At 71.0% G+C, this 16,651-nt stretch carries 16 protein-coding genes; 10 read left to right on the top strand and 6 right to left on the bottom strand.

Going from position 1 to position 16,651, the window contains the following annotated elements; translation table 11 throughout:
* Positions 1-18: 18 nt before the first annotated feature.
* The 6 genes from DEJ47_RS30555 to DEJ47_RS30530 all read left to right on the top strand — a co-directional run bounded on the left by DEJ47_RS30555 (position 19) and on the right by DEJ47_RS30530 (position 3,808).
* Positions 19-513 carry a hypothetical protein gene (locus DEJ47_RS30555; RefSeq protein ID WP_150173661.1) on the top strand — a complete coding sequence of 165 codons (495 nt, stop codon included), beginning with the start codon at positions 19-21 and terminating at the stop codon, positions 511-513.
* Positions 514-562: 49 nt separating this feature from the next.
* The gene (locus DEJ47_RS30550; protein ID WP_150173659.1) at positions 563-1,375 is read left to right on the top strand and encodes a hypothetical protein; all 813 of its coding nucleotides are present in this window, start codon (positions 563-565) and stop codon (positions 1,373-1,375) included.
* A gap of 25 nt (positions 1,376-1,400) precedes the next feature.
* Entirely contained in the window at positions 1,401-1,826 is a 426-nt protein-coding gene (locus DEJ47_RS30545) for a hypothetical protein (protein WP_150173656.1), read from the top strand.
* A 39-nt stretch (positions 1,827-1,865) separates the two neighbouring features.
* Positions 1,866-2,417, top strand: coding sequence for a hypothetical protein (locus tag DEJ47_RS30540; RefSeq protein WP_150173654.1), 552 nt, complete (start codon positions 1,866-1,868; stop codon positions 2,415-2,417).
* Positions 2,418-2,514: 97 nt separating this feature from the next.
* Positions 2,515-3,315, top strand: coding sequence for a polysaccharide deacetylase family protein (locus DEJ47_RS30535; RefSeq protein WP_150175963.1), 801 nt, complete (start codon positions 2,515-2,517; stop codon positions 3,313-3,315).
* Positions 3,316-3,358: 43 nt separating this feature from the next.
* On the top strand, positions 3,359-3,808 hold the full coding sequence (locus DEJ47_RS30530) for an SRPBCC family protein (RefSeq protein ID WP_150173652.1): 450 nt from the start codon (positions 3,359-3,361) through the stop codon (positions 3,806-3,808).
* Positions 3,809-3,827: 19 nt separating this feature from the next.
* On the opposite strand, the gene DEJ47_RS30525 is transcribed toward DEJ47_RS30530, so the two are convergent.
* From DEJ47_RS30525 to DEJ47_RS30505, 5 genes are all read right to left on the bottom strand, one after another.
* On the bottom strand, positions 3,828-4,988 hold the full coding sequence (locus DEJ47_RS30525) for an XdhC family protein (RefSeq protein WP_150173650.1): 1,161 nt from the start codon (positions 4,986-4,988) through the stop codon (positions 3,828-3,830).
* 52 nt (positions 4,989-5,040) lie between these two features.
* Positions 5,041-6,498, bottom strand: coding sequence for an NCS2 family permease (locus DEJ47_RS30520; RefSeq protein ID WP_150173648.1), 1,458 nt, complete (start codon positions 6,496-6,498; stop codon positions 5,041-5,043).
* A gap of 250 nt (positions 6,499-6,748) precedes the next feature.
* Positions 6,749-9,133 (bottom strand): xanthine dehydrogenase family protein molybdopterin-binding subunit, encoded by a 2,385-nt coding sequence (locus DEJ47_RS30515; protein WP_150173646.1) that lies wholly within the window; start codon positions 9,131-9,133, stop codon positions 6,749-6,751.
* Between the two features lie 2 nt (positions 9,134-9,135).
* Positions 9,136-9,729, bottom strand: a complete 594-nt coding sequence (locus DEJ47_RS30510) for a (2Fe-2S)-binding protein (protein WP_150175962.1) — start codon at positions 9,727-9,729, stop codon at positions 9,136-9,138.
* Positions 9,729-10,619, bottom strand: a complete 891-nt coding sequence (locus tag DEJ47_RS30505) for an FAD binding domain-containing protein (RefSeq protein WP_150173644.1) — start codon at positions 10,617-10,619, stop codon at positions 9,729-9,731. Before DEJ47_RS30505 ends, DEJ47_RS30510 begins: the two co-directional genes overlap by 1 nt.
* Positions 10,620-10,960: 341 nt before the next feature.
* Here DEJ47_RS30505 and DEJ47_RS30500 point away from each other — a divergent pair, with 341 nt between their 5' ends.
* Both DEJ47_RS30500 and DEJ47_RS30495 read left to right on the top strand, forming a co-directional pair.
* On the top strand, positions 10,961-12,637 hold the full coding sequence (locus tag DEJ47_RS30500; RefSeq protein ID WP_150173642.1) for a PucR family transcriptional regulator: 1,677 nt from the start codon (positions 10,961-10,963) through the stop codon (positions 12,635-12,637).
* Between the two features lie 171 nt (positions 12,638-12,808).
* Positions 12,809-13,585: a hypothetical protein gene (locus tag DEJ47_RS30495; RefSeq protein WP_150173640.1), complete on the top strand. Its 777-nt coding sequence runs from the start codon at positions 12,809-12,811 to the stop codon at positions 13,583-13,585.
* 22 nt (positions 13,586-13,607) lie between these two features.
* On the opposite strand, the gene DEJ47_RS30490 is transcribed toward DEJ47_RS30495, so the two are convergent.
* Positions 13,608-14,318, bottom strand: a complete 711-nt coding sequence (locus DEJ47_RS30490; protein WP_150173638.1) for a GntR family transcriptional regulator — start codon at positions 14,316-14,318, stop codon at positions 13,608-13,610.
* A gap of 139 nt (positions 14,319-14,457) precedes the next feature.
* Here DEJ47_RS30490 and DEJ47_RS30485 point away from each other — a divergent pair, with 139 nt between their 5' ends.
* A complete protein-coding gene (locus tag DEJ47_RS30485; protein WP_150173636.1) occupies positions 14,458-15,330 on the top strand; it encodes a (2Fe-2S)-binding protein in 873 nt (290 codons plus the stop codon).
* A gap of 224 nt (positions 15,331-15,554) precedes the next feature.
* The gene (locus DEJ47_RS30480) at positions 15,555-16,631 is read left to right on the top strand and encodes a DUF2637 domain-containing protein (protein ID WP_150173634.1); all 1,077 of its coding nucleotides are present in this window, start codon (positions 15,555-15,557) and stop codon (positions 16,629-16,631) included.
* Positions 16,632-16,651 lie beyond the last annotated feature (20 nt).

Below are 16,651 nucleotides of genomic sequence, written 5' to 3'. Positions count from 1 at the left end.
GCAATGAACAGGAGCGGTATGAAAACGCAGGTGAACATCGTCGCCGTCGTGGACGTCATCGGTGCGCTGTCCGTCAAGACGCTGCTCGACGGCAACCTCTGCATGGTCGACGACGGCGCGTTCGACAGCGCCCATCAGGGCACGGCGGACCTCGTCACCGTGGTCAAGCCGGGCCAGGTGGTGTCCTGGACCGCGCTCGCCGTGGACCTGCAGACGCCGGTCGAGATCAAGAACATCTCGTTCGCGCCGGCGGGCGGGCGCAACGGCGCGGCCCCGTCGGGGCCCGCCATGAGCCCGCCCGGAACCCAGGGAACCATGACCGGCGGAACCCACGGCCAGGCGCACGGCCAGGAGGAGTCGGAGGGCGACAAGCTCGACCTCGACGTGTGGACCGGCGTGGTGCCGCACTGGATGACGCCGGGCGTGCCGTACCAGTACCGCCTCGAACTCCAGATGTACGAGGGCTCCAACAGCGTCATGTCCATCGACTCGCCCGCGTTGATGTGCCAGTAGCAGACCGCACGACGACGGCAAGGCCGGGAACGACGACGAAGGCGGAATCATGCCCCAACAGTTGGCGATCATCGTGCTCGTGGACGTCGGCAACGCGCTCGCGTCCAGCACGCTCGAAGGCAACACCTATCTGTTCGACAACATGAAGCTGCACGGCTCCGAGAACGAGGGGACCGGCGAGCTGGTGACCGCGATCAACGGCTCCTACTGGCGCGACGGCTCCCAGGCCAGCGAGCAGGTGCTCAACTGGCTGCCGTACAGCCTCGGTTCCATCCCGCCGACCGTGCCCCGCGGCTACGAGGTCGAGCGGGCCCGGCAGACCGACGAGCAGGCGCTCGCCGAACTGCAGGAGCTCGCCGCGAAGTCGACCGTGCCGAGCAGCGACGCGGAGGCCGAACTCAACCGCATCCGGCGGAGCGTGGGTACGCGGATCAAGACGACGCGGCGCACCCGGGGCCGGATGTCCGGGCAGAAGATCGTGGACGTCACGGGTCAGGTCGTCACCGAGGACGCGACGGCCGCGGCAAGCCACCCGGCGCCCGTGATCACCGACATCTACGGCGAGGCCGTGGAGTCGAAGATCATGTATCCGGCGGAGTACGGCTCCCCGGACATGGTCACCGACGGCTGGTACTGGTCGGCGACGGTCGACACGTCCCGCCCGGGGACGTACTCGTACATGATGCGTGTCCAGCTGCACAAGCTGGTGCAGACGAACGGCGAACTCCGGTGGGACCCGGTGAACCTGACGTGCGCGTCGGCGCTGAAGATCACCTCCGAGCCGCGGCGCAACGCCTTCACCAAGGCCGGCGTCGGCCCGCTGCCCATCCCGCCTGCCGTGCGCCCCGGCCGCGGCGCCTGAGCCACCACCGGACGAGGAGGAACGGATGACCACCAAACCGAGGCGGGAAGCCGCCGTGAAGCGGCCGATCTCCATCACCGCAGTCGTGGACGCCGTCGGCGCGCTCGCGGCCGGCGACATGCGCGGCCATCTGTACATGTACGACACGAACAAGTCGGGCGGGTCCACGGGGTTCGGAACCGAGGAACTGCAGACGAAGGCGCGGCGCGGGGACCAGATCCTGTGGAACTGTCTGGCGCTGGAGTGCGAGGCGTTCGTCGCGATCGACGACATCATCATCGACAGCGACGTCTGCGAGCCGGTGCGGAAGGTGTATCCCGGCACCGATGTCGCGTACTGGACGGGGACGGTGAAGAAGGACGCCGGTCCGGTCACGTACCAGATCAAGTTCAAGCTCGGCACGCGGGACGAACCGATCACCACGACCCTGTCGTCGTCCCTCGTCGGCTAGGGACCGGGCAGTCATGACGGCGTACGCGAAGGAGGCACGGTGAGCACCACTGCGCGCAGCGGCGTGGAGAAGCAGAACCCCGGTCAGCTGAACTCGGTCCAGCTCAACATCGTGACGATCATCAACATGGAGCGGGCGACGGCGACGGGTTCGCTGAGTGACGCGATGTACATGATGGACAACAGCATCGGCGGCAAGGGGCAGGGCACCTCGTCGCTGGAGACGGTGTGCAAGCAGGGGCAGGTCATCAACTGGATCGTGCGCCCGATCGACATGGAGAAGCGGCTCGACGGCACATGGCCGCCCATGCCGAAGATCAACAACATCGTCTTCCTCGACACCGAGCTGGGTGACGAGGAGGACGTGGCGGAGCGGCGGATCTTCAACGAGCTGAAGATCTACGGGATGCCCGACCGGATGCGGGACAAGTTCACGCCGGTCTACTACTACTGGGCGGGCACGGTGATGAGCACGGCGAAGCCCGGTCTGTACCGCTACCGGCTCGTGATGGAGCTGGAGCAGGAGAACAAGAAGGAGCGGCTGTACCTGAACACGGCCATCCACCCCTCGATCCGGGTGATCCCCGTCTGACCCGAGGTCCCGGGGCGTCCCGGGGCGGTTCCCAGGCAGCGGACGGCCACTATGCACAAGGTGTATACGCCCTGTGTATAGTGGCCGCATGCCCCCCATGAACACGCCATCCGCTTGCAAGACGACGCACTCGGCCAAGAGGTTGCGTCGCACCGCTCCCGTCCTCGCGGCGGGCGCGGCCCTCGCCCTCGCGCTGACGGGGTGCACCAAGCTCGACACCACGTCGCCCAGCACCGTGCGCAAGGACGCGGCCGAGGCCAAGCCCGCGGACCAGGGGAAGTTCGGCACGGTCGACTGCCGCAAGGCCAAGTGCGTGGCCCTGACGTTCGACGCGGGGCCCAGCGAGAACACGCCGAGACTCCTGAAGATCCTCAAGGACGAGAAGGTCCCGGCGACGTTCTTCACGCTCGGCAAGAACCACATCGAGAAGTACCCCGAGCTCGTGAAGCAGATGGACGCCGAGGGCCACGAGGTCGCGAGCCACACCTGGTCGCACAAGATCCTGACGAAGATCGACGCGGACGAGGCGCGCCGCGAGCTGGAGCGCCCCAACAAGGCGATAGAGAAGCTCATAGGCAAGAAGCCGACGCTGATGCGCCCGCCGCAGGGCCGCACCGACGACGACATCAACAAGCTCTCCAAGGAGCTCGGGCTCTCGGAGGTCCTGTGGACCGTCACCGCCAAGGACTACACGACCAATGACTCCAAGCTGATCCAGAAGCGCGTCCTGGACCAGACGAAGCGGGACGGCATCATCCTGCTGCACGACATCTACAAGGGCACCGTCCCGGCCGTGCCCGGCGTCATCGACGGGCTCAAGAAGCGCGGCTACGTCTTCGTGACGGTCCCCCAGCTCCTCGCCCCCGGCAAGGCCGAACCCGGCAAGGTGTACCGCTAGTCACATGGCGCCGTCAGCGGGTTCCTCTGGCAGGCTCGAAGGCGTGGCCATCTTCCAGATCACCCGCGACACTCCCCTGCCCGCCGCCGAGGCGTGGCGCAGGCTCACCGCGTGGGAGCGGCACGGCGACGTCGTCCCGCTCACCCGCATCACCGTCGGCACTCCCCCGCCCACCCATGTGGGCACGGTCTTCGTGGCGCGCAGCGCGCTGGGCCCCGTCGGCTTCGACGACGTGATGGAGGTCGTCGAGTGGTGCCCGCCGGACGGCGCCTCGCCGGGGCGGTGCCGCCTGGAGAAGCGCGGGTCGTTCGTGACGGGGTGGGCGGAGATCGAGGTGTATCCGGCCACCTCGGGCCCGGGTTCCACGGTGGTGTGGCGCGAGGATCTGCGCGTACGGGGGCTGCCCTCGCTCTGCGACGGGGTGCTGTCGTCCGTGGCGCGGCGCATGTTCGGACGCGCGGCGGACCGGCTCCTGGCGGGCGGGCCGGTATGAGTCCGGTGCCGTAGGTCTGTCAGGCGACCGACCCGATCCGCCCGGACAGTTCGCGCGAACCGTCGTGGTGGATCGGCGTGTGCGCCCCGGTGAGGGAGACCCCGCTGCCGCCCCGGCGGTTGGCGACGATCTCCGCGGCGATGGAGAGGGCCGTCTCCTCGGGCGTACGGGCTCCCAGGTCGAGGCCGATGGGCGAGCGCAGGCGCGCCAGCTCCAGCTCGGTGACGCCGACCTCGCGCAGGCGCTTGTTGCGGTCCTCGTGCGTACGGCGCGACCCCATGGCCCCGACGTAGGCGACGGGGAGACGCAGCGCCAGCTCCAGCAGCGGTACGTCGAACTTGGCGTCGTGGGTGAGGACGCAGAGCACGGTGCGGCCGTCGACCTCCGTGCCCTCCAGGTAGCGGTGCGGCCATTCGACGACGATCTCGTCGGCGTCGGGGAAGCGGGTGGGGGTGGCGAAGACGGGCCGGGCGTCGCACACGGTGACGTGGTAGCCGAGAAACTTGCCCATGCGGACCAGCGCCGACGCGAAGTCGATGGCGCCGAACACGATCATGCGGGGCGGCGGGACGCTCGACTCGACGAGGACCACGAGCGGCTGCCCGCACCGGGAGCCGTCCGCGCCGATCTCCACGGTCGCGGTGCGCCCGGCGTCGAGCAGGGCGCGGGCCTCCGCCGCCACGGTGCGGTCGAGCTCGGGGTGTCCGCCGAGGCCGCCCTCGTACGCGCCTGTCCCGTCCGTCGTACGGACGAGGAGGGCGCGGCCGAGGAGCTCGGCGGGCCCGGACGTGACCCGGGCGACGGCGGCCGCCTCCCCCGCACAGGCCGCGGCCAGGGCGGCGGCGAACACCGGCCTGGACACGGAGTCGGCGCGGACCGGGGTCACGAGGATGTCGATGATGCCGCCGCAGGTCAGACCCACGGCGAAGGCGTCGTCGTCGCTGTAGCCGAACCGTTCGAGGACGGTCTCGCCGTCCTCCAGGGCCTGCCGGCACAGTTCGTAGACAGCGCCCTCCACACATCCGCCGGAGACCGAGCCGATCGCCGTGCCCGCGCTGTCGACGGCGAGCGCGGCGCCCGGCTGCCGGGGCGCGCTCCCGCCGACCGCCACCACGGTGGCGACGGCGAAGTCACGTCCCTGCTCGACCCACCGGTTCAGCTCGTCGGCGATGTCCAGCATGTCGGCCTCCTCAAGGCTCTCGGGGCTACGGGTGTGCGGAGGGCTCAGCGCCTCAGTGGACGCCCAGCCATCCTTCGATGGGGTTGAGGGCGAAGTAGACGATGAAGATCACCGTCAGGCCCCACATGAAGGCGCCGATCTCGCGCGCCTTGCCCTGCGCGATCTTGATGGCGACCCAGGAGATGACGCCCGCCGCGACACCGGTGGTGATGGTGTACGTGAAGGGCATGAGCACGACGGTCAGGAAGACCGGGATGGCGGTGGCGCGGTCGGCCCAGTCGACGTGCCGGGCGTTCATCATCATCATCGCTCCGATGACGACGAGCGCGGCGGAGGCGACCTCCTGCGGCACGATCGCGGTGAGCGGCGTGAAGAAGAGGCAGGCGGCGAAGAAGAGGCCGGTGACGACGGAGGCGAGGCCCGTGCGGGCACCCTCGCCGACCCCGGTGGCGGACTCGACGAAGACGGTCTGGCCGGAGCCGCCCGCCACGCCGCCGATCGCGCCGCCGGCGCCGTCGATGAACAGCGCCTTGGAGAGGCCCGGCATACGGCCCTTCTCGTCGGCCAGGTTGGCCTCGGTGCCGACGCCGATGATGGTGGCCATCGCGTCGAAGAACCCGGCGAGCACCAGGGTGAAGACGATCATGCCGACGGTCATCGCGCCGACCTCGCCCCAGCCGCCGAACTCGACCTCGCCGATGAGCGAGAAGTCGGGCGACGAGACCGCGCTGCCGTGCAGTTCGGGGGCGCCGTTCGCCCACTGCTTGGGGTCGATCACGTCGAGCGCGTTGAGGACGACGGCGATCACGGTGCCGGTGACGATGCCGATCAGGATCGCGCCCGGGGTGTTGCGCGCCTGGAGCATGAAGATCAGGAGCAGGGTGCCCGCGAAGAGCAGGACGGGCCAGCCGGAGAGCTCACCGGCGGGGCCGAGGGAGAGCGGGGTGGCCTTGCCGGGGTGGACGAAGCCGCCCTTGACCAGGCCGATGATGGCGATGAACAGGCCGATGCCCATGGTGATGCCGTGCTTGAGGGCGAGCGGGATCGCGTTCATGATCATCTCGCGGAGCCCGGTGACCACCAGAAGCATGATCACCACGCCGTACATCACGCACATGCCCATGGCCTGCGGCCAGGTCATCTCGGGCGCGACCTGCGAGGAGATCACACCGGACACGGAGAGCCCGGCGGCCAGGGCCAGCGGCACCTTGCCGACGAAGCCCATGAGGAGCGTGGTGACCGCCGCGGCGAGCGCCGTCGCGGTGATCACGGCCTTCTGGCCGAGGGTGTCCCCCGCCGCGTCCTTGCCGGAGAGGATCAGGGGGTTGAGCAGGACGATGTACGCCATCGCCATGAAGGTGGTGATTCCGCCGCGCACCTCGCGCGCGACCGTGGATCCTCTCCGGGATATGTGAAAGTACCGGTCGAGCCAAGACCTGCCGGCCGGGACGCGTGAGCCGGGGCCCGCGTCCTCTGCGGTGGTCTTCGGCTCCACTGACGACTGGGTCATGGTGCCTACTCCCAAGGTTCACAGGGGCACCCGCGGAGTCGCGGGATTTGGGATGGTGCGTTGGCTGCACGACCCGGGGGACGGCCCGAGACGAACGACATCTCCCTCGAAGGAGCGGAGAGTTGAGCTCCGAGCGGTGCGGGCGGTGGAAGTGTGACGTTCCTGGCAGCCGCGCACCGCTCGGAGAACCTTGCTGATCCCCGAGCGGGGGATCAGGTCCCCGAGCGGGGGACCTTCCCTCGGCGAGGGATCACGTGCCGGTGAGGTGTTCGGGACGTACCGGCGTCTTGTCGAGCTCGAGACCCGTCGCGTTCCTGATGGCCGCGAGGACCGCGGGGGTGGACGACAGGGTCGGGGCCTCTCCGATGCCGCGCACGCCGTACGGCGCGTTCGGGTCGGCCAGTTCGAGGTAGTCGACCGGGATGGTCGGCGTGTCGAGGATGGTGGGGAGCAGGTAGTCCGTGAAGGAGGGGTTGCGCACCTTCGCGGTCTTCGGGTCGACGATGATCTCTTCCATCACCGCGACACCCAGGCCCTGGGTGGTGCCGCCCTGGATCTGCCCGATGACGGAGAGCGGGTTGACCGCCTTGCCGACGTCCTGGGCGCAGGCCAGCTCGATCACCTTGACGAGGCCGAGCTCGGTGTCGACCTCGACCACCGCGCGGTGCGCGGCGAAGGCGTACTGGACGTGGCCGTTGCCCTGGCCGGTCCGCAGGTCGAAGGCCTCGGTGGGGCGGTGCCTGAACTCCTCCTCCACCTCCACGGCCTCGTCCTCCAGGACCTCCACGAGGGTGGTGAGGACCTCGCCGCCGTCGGTGACGACCTTGCCGCCCTCCAGGAGGAGTTCGGCGTTGGCCCACGCCGGGTGGTACGAGCCGAACTTGCGCCGGCCGATCTCCAGTACCTTCTCGCGGACGATCTCGCAGGAGTTCTTGATGGCGCCGCCGGTCATATACGTCTGGCGGCCCGCGGAGGTCGATCCGGCCGAGCCCACCTGCGTGTCGGCGGGGGCGATGGTGACCTGCTGGACGCCGAGCTCGGTGCGGGCGATCTGCGCGTGGATGGTCACGCCGCCCTGGCCGACCTCGGCCGCGGCGGTGTGCACGGTGGCCACGGCCTCGCCGTTGATGACCTCGAGGCGGATCTTCGCGGTCGAGTAGTCGTCGAAGCCCTCGGAGAAGCCGACGTTCTTGATGCCGACCGCGTAGCCGACGCCGCGGACGACACCCTCGCCGTGCGTGGTGTTCGACAGGCCGCCGGGCAGCGCGCGGACGTCGGCGCCCTCGCTGGACTCCCACTGGCGCACGGGCGGCAGCGGACGGGCCTTGACGCGGCGCAGCAGCTCGGCGACGGGGGCGGGCGAGTCGACCGGCTGCCCGGTCGGCATGATCGTGCCCTGCTCCATCGCGTTCTTCTGCCGGAACGCCACCGGGTCCATGCCCAGCTTGGCGGCGACCTTGTCCATCTGCGCCTCGTAGGCGAAGCACGCCTGGACCGCGCCGAAGCCGCGCATGGCGCCGCAGGGCGGGTTGTTGGTGTAGAGGCCGATCGCCTCGATCTCCACGTCGTCGACGACGTACGGGCCGACCGAGAGGGACGAGGCGTTGCCGACGACCGAGGGGGTCGACGACATGTAGGCGCCGCCGTCCAGGACGATCTTGCACTTCATGTGCGTGAGCTTGCCGTCCTTGGTGGCGCCGTGCTCGTAGTAGAGCTTCGCCGGGTGCCGGTGGACGTGGCCGAAGAACGACTCGTACCGGTTGTAGACCATCTTGACCGGCTTGGAGGTGCGCAGGGCGAGGACCGAGGCGAGGATCTGCATCGAGATGTCCTCGCGGCCGCCGAACGCGCCGCCGATGCCCGCCATCGTCATGCGGACCTTCTCCTCGGGCAGGCCGAGGCAGGGGGCGATCTGCTTGAGGTCGGAGTGCAGCCACTGGGTGGCCACGTACAGGTCGACGCCGCCGTCCTCGGCGGGCACCGCGAGGCCGGACTCCGGGCCGAGGAAGGCCTGGTCCTGCATGCCGAACGTGTACTCGCCCCTGACGATGACGTCGGCCTTCTTGGCGGCCTCGTCGGCGTTGCCGCGGATGATCGGCTGGCGGTGCACGATGTTCGGGTGCGGGACGTGCCCGGCGTGGTGGTCGCCGCGGTTCTCGTGGACCAGGATCGCGTCGGGGGCGGTCGCGGACGCCTCGTCCGTGATGACCGGCAGTTCCCGGTACTCGACCTTGATCTTGGCGGCGGCGCGGCGCGCGGTCTCCGGGTGGTCGGCGGCCACGAGGGCGACCGGCTCGCCGTGGTGGCGGACCTTGCCGTACGCGAGGACGGGGGTGTCCTGGTACTCCATGCCGTAGTTCTTCGCCGCCGGCAGGTCGTCGGCCGTCAGGACGGCATACACGCCGGACAGGGCGAGGGCCTCGGAGGTGTCGATGGACACGATCTCGGCGTGGGCGACGGTGGAGCGCAGGACCTGGCCCCAGAGCATCTCCTCGTGCCACATGTCCGAGGAGTACGCGAACTCGCCGGTGACCTTCAGGGTGCCGTCGGGGCGCAGCATCGACTCGCCGACGCCGCCCTTCGTCTGCGAGCCCTGGGTGACGTTGGCGGGGATGCCAGTGGTGGTGCCGGCCATGATCAGACCACCTCTCCCTGGCGGGCCGCGGCGAGGCGGACCGCGTCGAGGATCTTCTCGTAACCCGTGCAGCGGCACAGGTTGCCGGAGAGCGCCTCGCGGATGTCCGCGTCCGACGGCGTGTCGTTGCGCTCCAGGAGCTCGTCGGCGGCGACGAGCAGACCGGGGGTGCAGAAGCCGCACTGGACGGCGCCCGCGTCGATGAACGCCTGCTGGATCGGGGAGAGTTCGGTGCCCTCGCCGGTCTGCGAGTCCTGGCCCTTGGCGCTCCACTGCTGGGCGTCCTGGAGGGACGTGCCGCAGGCGCCGGAGGCGCAGCCGCCGCCCGGGTGGGCGTCCTGACGGTGCTTGGCGTAGTCGGCGAGGCCCTCGACGGTGGTGACCTCGCGGCCCTCCGCCTGTCCGGCCGCGACGAGACACGCGCAGACCGGCACGCCGTCGAGACGGACGGTGCAGGAGCCGCACTCGCCCTGCTCGCAGGCGTTCTTGGAGCCCGGGAGCCCCATGCGCTCACGCAGCACGTACAGAAGGGACTCGCCCTCCCAGACGTCGTCGGCTTCCTGCTTCCGGCCGTTGACCGTGAAGTTCACGCGCATCATGCGACTCCCTCAGTGCTGCGGCCCTCGCCGCGGTACGACTCCCAGGTCCAGCCGAGCGTGCGGCGGGCCATGATCCCGACGGCGTGCCGACGGTAGTTCGCCGTTCCGCGCACGTCGTCGATCGGGTTGGCGGCTCCGGAGGCGAGCTCCGCGAACTGCTTCGCGATCGAGGGGGTGATGATCTTCTTGCTGTCCCAGAAGCCGCCCTCTTCGAGCGCGGCGTTCAGGAATTCCTCGGCCGCCTTCGCCCGGATGGGCGTGGGGGCGGCGGAGCCGATGCCGGTCCGCACGGTCCGGGTCTCGGGGTGCAGCGCGATACCGAAGGCGCACACGGCGATGACCATCGCGTTGCGCGTGCCGACCTTCGAGTACTGCTGCGGACCGTCCGCCTTCTTGATGTGGACGGACTTGATGAGCTCGTCCGGGGCGAGCGCGTTGCGCTTCACGCCGGTGTAGAACGCGTCGATCGGGATGAGGCGGGAGCCCCGCACAGACTCCACCTCGACCTCGCAGTCGGCGGCCAGCAGGGCGGGGTGGGCGTCACCGGCCGGGGAGGCGGTGCCCAGATTGCCGCCGACGCCGCCGCGGTTGCGGATCTGCGGGGAGGCGACCGTGTGCGAGGCGAGCGCCAGACCGGGCAGCTCCGTGCGGAGCTCCTCCATGATCTGGGTGTACGGGACGGAGGCACCGAGCCGGACCGTCTCCTCGCCCACCTCCCACTCGCGCAGCTCGACGATGCGGTTGAGGTCAAGCAGGTACTCGGGACGACGGTGGTCGAAGTTGATCTCGACCATCACGTCGGTGCCACCCGCAATCGGCACAGCCGTGGGGTGCTCGGCCTTGGCGGCGAGCGCCTCCTCCCAGCTGGCGGGGCGAAGGAAGTCCATGAGGCTCTCTTCTTGTTCGTATCGAGGGTCTTTCGCTTCGAGGGACGGGAGCATTCCGTTCCGGCCACTCGGGCCGTTGGTCCCTCGACTGCTCGTTCATGTGCTGTTAACGCGGAGTGGGCCAAGTACACCGCTCGCTCGTCCGATGGGGTCAGTCACCGAAACCATGAAGGAGTTGGCTGGCCAAGGCGTGCGTCTTGTAGATTCGTATGAAGAACGGGCCCCAGTAACCTCGCGGGTTCCCCCCGGAAACCCCGGACTCACGCCGGTGGCGGGTCCCGGCGCTACAGAGCGCACATGTTTGTACACACCATTCGAGACAGATCGGCGGCGACGACACCATGCGGCTGCGCGCACTCCTTGACACCGACGCGCTGGGCCTGCGGCTGCTCGGCGGCGAGGACGAGCTGGACCGCACCGTGCGCGGTGTGATGACCACGGACCTGCGGGACCCCAGCCGCTATCTGGCGGGCGGCGAGCTGGTCCTCACCGGCCTCGCCTGGCGCCGCGACGCCTCGGACACGGAGCCCTTCGTGCGGATCCTCGCGAGCGCCGGTGTCGCCGCCCTCGCGGCCGGCGAGGCCGAGCTGGGCGACATCCCCGACGACATCGTGCAGGCCTGCGCCCGGCACCGCCTTCCGCTGTTCGCGGTCAACGAGTCGGTGGCCTTCGCGACGATCACCGAGCACGTCGTGCGCCAGGTGTCCGGCGAGCGCGCCGGGGACCTGGCCGCCGTCGTCGACCGGCACCGCCGCCTGATGACCTCGGGCCCGGCGGGCGGCGGGCCCGACGTCGTCCTCGACCTGCTCGGCACCGACCTGGACCTGCGGGCGTGGGTCCTGTCGCCCGCGGGGCGTGTGATCGCCGGGTCGGGCGCGGCCGGAAACGTCCTGCCCGCGCCGCTGAGCGCGCGGCTCGCCGGGGAGCACCTGGCGGCCGTCAGGACCGGACGGCGCGGCCCGCACCGCGTGACGGTCGACGCGGTCACGTACTCGCTGTTCCCCATTCGGACCAGTGGGCGCGGAGCGGCCGGCGCCTCGCGCGACGTGCGCGAGTCCGTGCTCTCCGACTGGGTCCTCGCGGTGGAGGCCGACGCGGGCGACTGGCCCGAGGAGCGGCTCGACCTGCTGCAGGGCGTCACCCAGCTCATCGCGGTGGAGCGCGACCGGCGCGACGCGGCCCGCACGGTACGCCGCAGGCTGGCCCAGGAGGTCCTGGAACTGGTGCAGACCGGTGCCGCCCCCGCGGAGATCGCGGCCCGACTGCGCGTCGCCGCCCCGGTGCTGCTGCCCGGTCTCGGTACGGCTCCGCACTGGCAGGTCGTCGTGGCCCGCGTGGAGTGGGAGGGCGGGGAGATCGACGGCGGTCCCGTCGCCCAGGCGCTCCTGGAGGAGATCCTCGTCGACCCGGCGGCGTCGGGCCCCGAGCCGTCCGACCGGATCGCCGTCGCGCACACCGGCGACGAGGCGATCGCCCTCGTACCGCTGCCCGCGGTCCCCGGCGAGCACGAGGGGCCCGAGACGGGCCTGCTCGCGGACGCGCTCCTCACCTCCGTCCACGATCCGCTGGCGGCGGGCCTGGACGGCGACGGCCGCCTCACGCTCGGCGTCAGCGCGTCCGTGCACTCGGCGGAAGGGCTGCGCGGCGCCCTGGAGGAGGCACGGCACGCCCGCCGGGTCGCGGCGGCGCGGCCGGGGCGGGTCTGCGCTGCCGGGCACCAGGAGCTGGCCTCGCACGTGCTGCTGCTGCCGTTCGTGCCGGACGACGTGCGCCGGGCGTTCACCGCGCGGCTCCTCGACCCGCTGCGCGAGTACGACCAGCGCCACCGCGCGGAGCTCATCCCGACGCTGGAGGCGTTCCTCGACAGCGACGGCTCGTGGACCCGGTGCGCGGCGCGACTGCACCTCCACGTCAACACGCTGCGCTACCGGGTGGGACGTATCGAGCAGTTGACGGGTCGTGACCTGTCGCGTCTGGAGGACAAGCTCGATTTCTTCCTCGCGCTGCGCATGAGCTGAGGTCATCCGGGTCGGGCCCGGTCCGCGGTGACGAACCGCCGACCGGGCCCGGCCCGTTTCCTTGCCCGCCCTTTGTGAAATCTTTCACCCAGCCTCTTGGCCCGGTGCCGCGATCCATGCTGAGATTCGCCCACGACTCAACAGCTCAATGGTGTGCTCGGGGAGGGCAACGTGGCGCATACCGCCATGTCTGGTACCGGAACGACTGCAGAGCACGATCCACTCCAGACCGCGGTATGGCGGCTGCGCTCACGCGGCTGCTGGACCGACGCTGCGGCACTGCTCGCCTCACGGGCGGGGGCCGCGGCGGCACTCCAGAGGACGGCGCTCCTCGTCGAGCGGTGCCTGTTCACCGGGGAGGGCTGGGGCGAGGCGGAGGACGGCCTGCGGACCGCGGAGGCGCTCGCCGAGGACGACGACGACCGCGGCGCGGCGGCCTGCGAACGAGGCCAACTGGCGTACGCCTCCACCGTCTTGAACGTACGCGACCGGGCCGACGAAGCGCGTACGGCGCTCGGCAGGGCGGCGGCGCTGCTCGCCCCGAACGCACCGGGGCGCCCGCTGCTCGACTTCCGCCGCGGTCTCATCGCGGAGCACATCGCGGACTCCCCGCAGTCGGCGAAGGCGGCGTACCGGCGCGCCCACGCGGGCGCCACCGCCCACGCCGACCCGCTCCTCCTCTCCTTCACGTGGCGCCACCTGGCCGGACTCGCCCTGCGCGACGGTGAGTTGGCGGAGGCGCGGCACGGTTTCGCGGAGTCCCTGCGCATCCGCGAGGAGCTCGGCTACCTGGTCGGCACGGCCCCGGCACTCGCCGCGTTGGCGGACGCGGAACCGGAACCGGAGGCCACCCGCCTCCGCGCCGAGGCCACCCGCCTCTTCCGCCTCCTGGGCGGCGTCCCCTCCTGGCTGGCCCACCACCTCCAGCCCCCGGCGGCCGCGGTCTGACGCACCCCTGACGGACGCCCCGCTAGCCCGACGCCCCCGTGAAGTGTTCGCGGACCAGGGACGAGACGACGGGGAGGTCCTGGGCGGTGAGGGCGTCCAGGAGGGCCACGTGTTCGGCCGCGTCGGCCACCAGGTCGGCGCGGCGGCCCGCGACGGGGCCGGTCGACAGGGGCCACTGGGAGCGGCGGTGCAGGTCCTCCGCGACCTGGACCAGCTGCTGGTTGCCGGAGAGGGAGAGGACGGCGCCGTGGAAGGCGCGGTCGGACTCGGCGTAGTGGGCGAGGTCGCCGCCCGCCGCGGCCGTCGCGGTCGCCTCGGCGAGGGGCCGCAGCCCGGCCCAGCGCGCCGCGGGCACCGTACGGGCCAGGCGCAGCATCACCGGGACCTCGATGAGCGCCCGCACCTCGGCGAGCTCCGCCAGTTCGCGCGCGCCGCGCTCGACGACGCGGAAGCCGCGGTTGGGGACGACCTCCACCGCACCCTCGGTGGCCAGCTGCTGCATCGCCTCGCGGACGGGCGTCGCGGAGACGCCGAAGCGGTCGGCGAGGGCCGGCGCCGAGTAGACCTCGCCGGGCGCGAGCTCGCCGCCGACGAGCGCGGCGCGCAGCGCGGCGAGGATCTGACCGCGCACGGAGCTGCGCCGGACCGCGTGGCGCGCCCCGGCCTGTTCGGGCACCCGGACGCGCGGCGCCCCGGCGAGGGGACCCCCCTCGCGTGCTCCGGTCTGCTCCACCGCTTGCCCCCGCCCTGCCTCTGATCGCTGTGAAAGGTACGACAGGCACCATAGGCGGACACGACCGGAGTTGAAACATCGATCACGTCGGGTAAGGTAAGGCTAACCTGCTATCGATCGCGATTCGGTGGTCCCGCGCATGTCCGTACCCACGTTGGCCGCACCCGCCCAGGGCGCCCCCAGTGCCGTAGCGGACTCCTACGTCCGTCTGGGCGAGGTGTACTCCGGACTGCGCGTCACCGAGCTCGGTCACGAGGAACAGGCCCCACAGGGCGGCGGCTGGGTCACCGCCGCCCGGCTCGCGGAGGGCGGGGCCGACCTCGACGCATTCCTGGCATGGGACAACGCACAGGTGCTCAAGGACTACGGCACCCAGGCCCGCCCGGACGTGATCGCGAGCTTCGGCCTGCACCGCTACGCCTGGCCGGCCACCCTGCTCATCACGGTCCCGTGGTTCCTGCAGCGCCGCGTCCCGCGCTTCCCGGTCGCCGACGTCTCCTTCCAGCGCACCCTCGGCCGGATGGCCGTCCGGTCGAACGGTTTCGCCTGCCTGCCGGACGACCCGGCGGCGGCGCGGCCCGACGCCCGCGTCGTACCGGACGAGGAGGCCCTGCGCGCGGAGGTGCGGGCCGCGGTCGCCGAACACCTGGGACCGCTCCTCGACGGCTTCGGCCCGCGGATGCGGCGCCGCTCGCGCGCCCTGTGGAGCGTCGCCACGGACGAGATCGTCGAGGGTCTCTGGTACGTGGCACACCTCCTCGGCGAGGAGCAGCGGGCGATGACGGAGCTGGAGCGGCTGCTGCCCGGCGCCACCAAGCCGTACGTCGGCACGGCCGGCTTCCGGGAGCTGACGGGCCCGAACGGCGAGTCGCTGCCCACCCGCGACCGGGCGAGCTGCTGCATGTTCTACACGCTGCGCCCCGACGACACCTGCGTCACCTGCCCGCGCACCTGCGACGCGGAGCGCATCGCGCGGCTGAGCGCGGACGCCGAGGCGACCGCTTCCGCCTGAACCGCCGCTTCACCCTGAACCGCCACTTCAGTCCGAACCACCGTTTCGAGCGCGTTTAATCGAACTCAACTTCCGGTATTGCGCCGCGAGTTCGAGCAAAAGTACGCCGTGTGTGCTCCCGCGCACCCCCATGGCGTCTTCTTGCGCCGAAACCCCGTGGGGTCCCTCCGGGTTGGGTCAATATGGCGCCCGATACGCCCTACCGCAATGCAAGGGACCCCCAGATGAGACTGACCGACATATCGCTGGACTGGCTGCTCCCGGGTGGCGTCCTGCTCCTGGGCCTGCTGGTGGCGGTTGCGGTGCTCACGCGCGGCAAGCGAGGCCACGCCAAAGCAGCCAAGGGAAGCGCGAGCGACGAGTCGTGGGAGCGCAGCGAGGAACGCCGCAGACGCAAGGAAGCGATCTACGGAACCGCGTCCTACGTCCTCCTGTTCTGCTGCGCGGCCGTCGCCGCGGCGCTCTCCTTCCACGGCCTGGTCGGCTTCGGCCGGCAGAACCTCAGCCTCTCCGGCGGCTGGGAGTATCTGGTCCCGTTCGGCCTCGACGGCGCGGCGATGTTCTGCTCCGTCCTCGCCGTGCGCGAGGCGAGCCACGGCGACGCGGCCCTCGGTTCGCGCCTGCTCGTGTGGACGTTCGCGGGCGCCGCCGCCTGGTTCAACTGGGTGCACGCGCCGCGGGGTCTCGGCCACGCGGGTGCCCCGCAGTTCTTCGCGGGGATGTCCCTCTCGGCGGCGGTCCTCTTCGACCGCGCGCTGAAGCAGACCCGCAGGGCCGCACTGCGCGAGCAGGGCCTGGTGCCACGACCGCTGCCGCAGATCCGCATCGTGCGGTGGCTACGGGCGCCCCGGGAGACCTTCGGGGCGTGGTCGCTGATGCTCCTCGAAGGCGTACGCACCCTGGACGAGGCCGTCGAGGAGGTCAGGGAGGACCGCCGCGAGAAGGAGCAGACGCGGCTGCGCAGGCGCGATCAGGAGAAGCTGGAGCGCGCGCAGCTCAAGGCCCTCAGCAGGGGCCAGCGCAACTGGCAGGGCCGTGGCGGCGGCCGTCAGGTGGACGTACAGGCCGTCGCACCGGCCGCCGGGTCCGCGCAGGTCGGCGCGGACCCTGCCATAGCGGCGCAGGAACAGCTGCCGGTACGCTCCCGTCCCTCCCTCCAGGCCGTCAGGAACGGCCCTGACGACGCGGCTCCCGTCGCGCCCGTCACCGTCGACCTCACGGCCGAGGACGACACGCAGGCCCTGCCCCGGCTCGACTCGCTGGAGCGGAAACTGAAGGACCTGGAACAGCAGTTCGGCTGATGCCGGGGCCGTACGGCGGC

Source organism: Streptomyces venezuelae (genome assembly GCF_008642355.1).
In the GTDB taxonomy this organism is placed as follows: domain Bacteria; phylum Actinomycetota; class Actinomycetes; order Streptomycetales; family Streptomycetaceae; genus Streptomyces; species Streptomyces venezuelae_B.
This window is presented reverse-complemented; position numbering and strand designations above follow the sequence as displayed.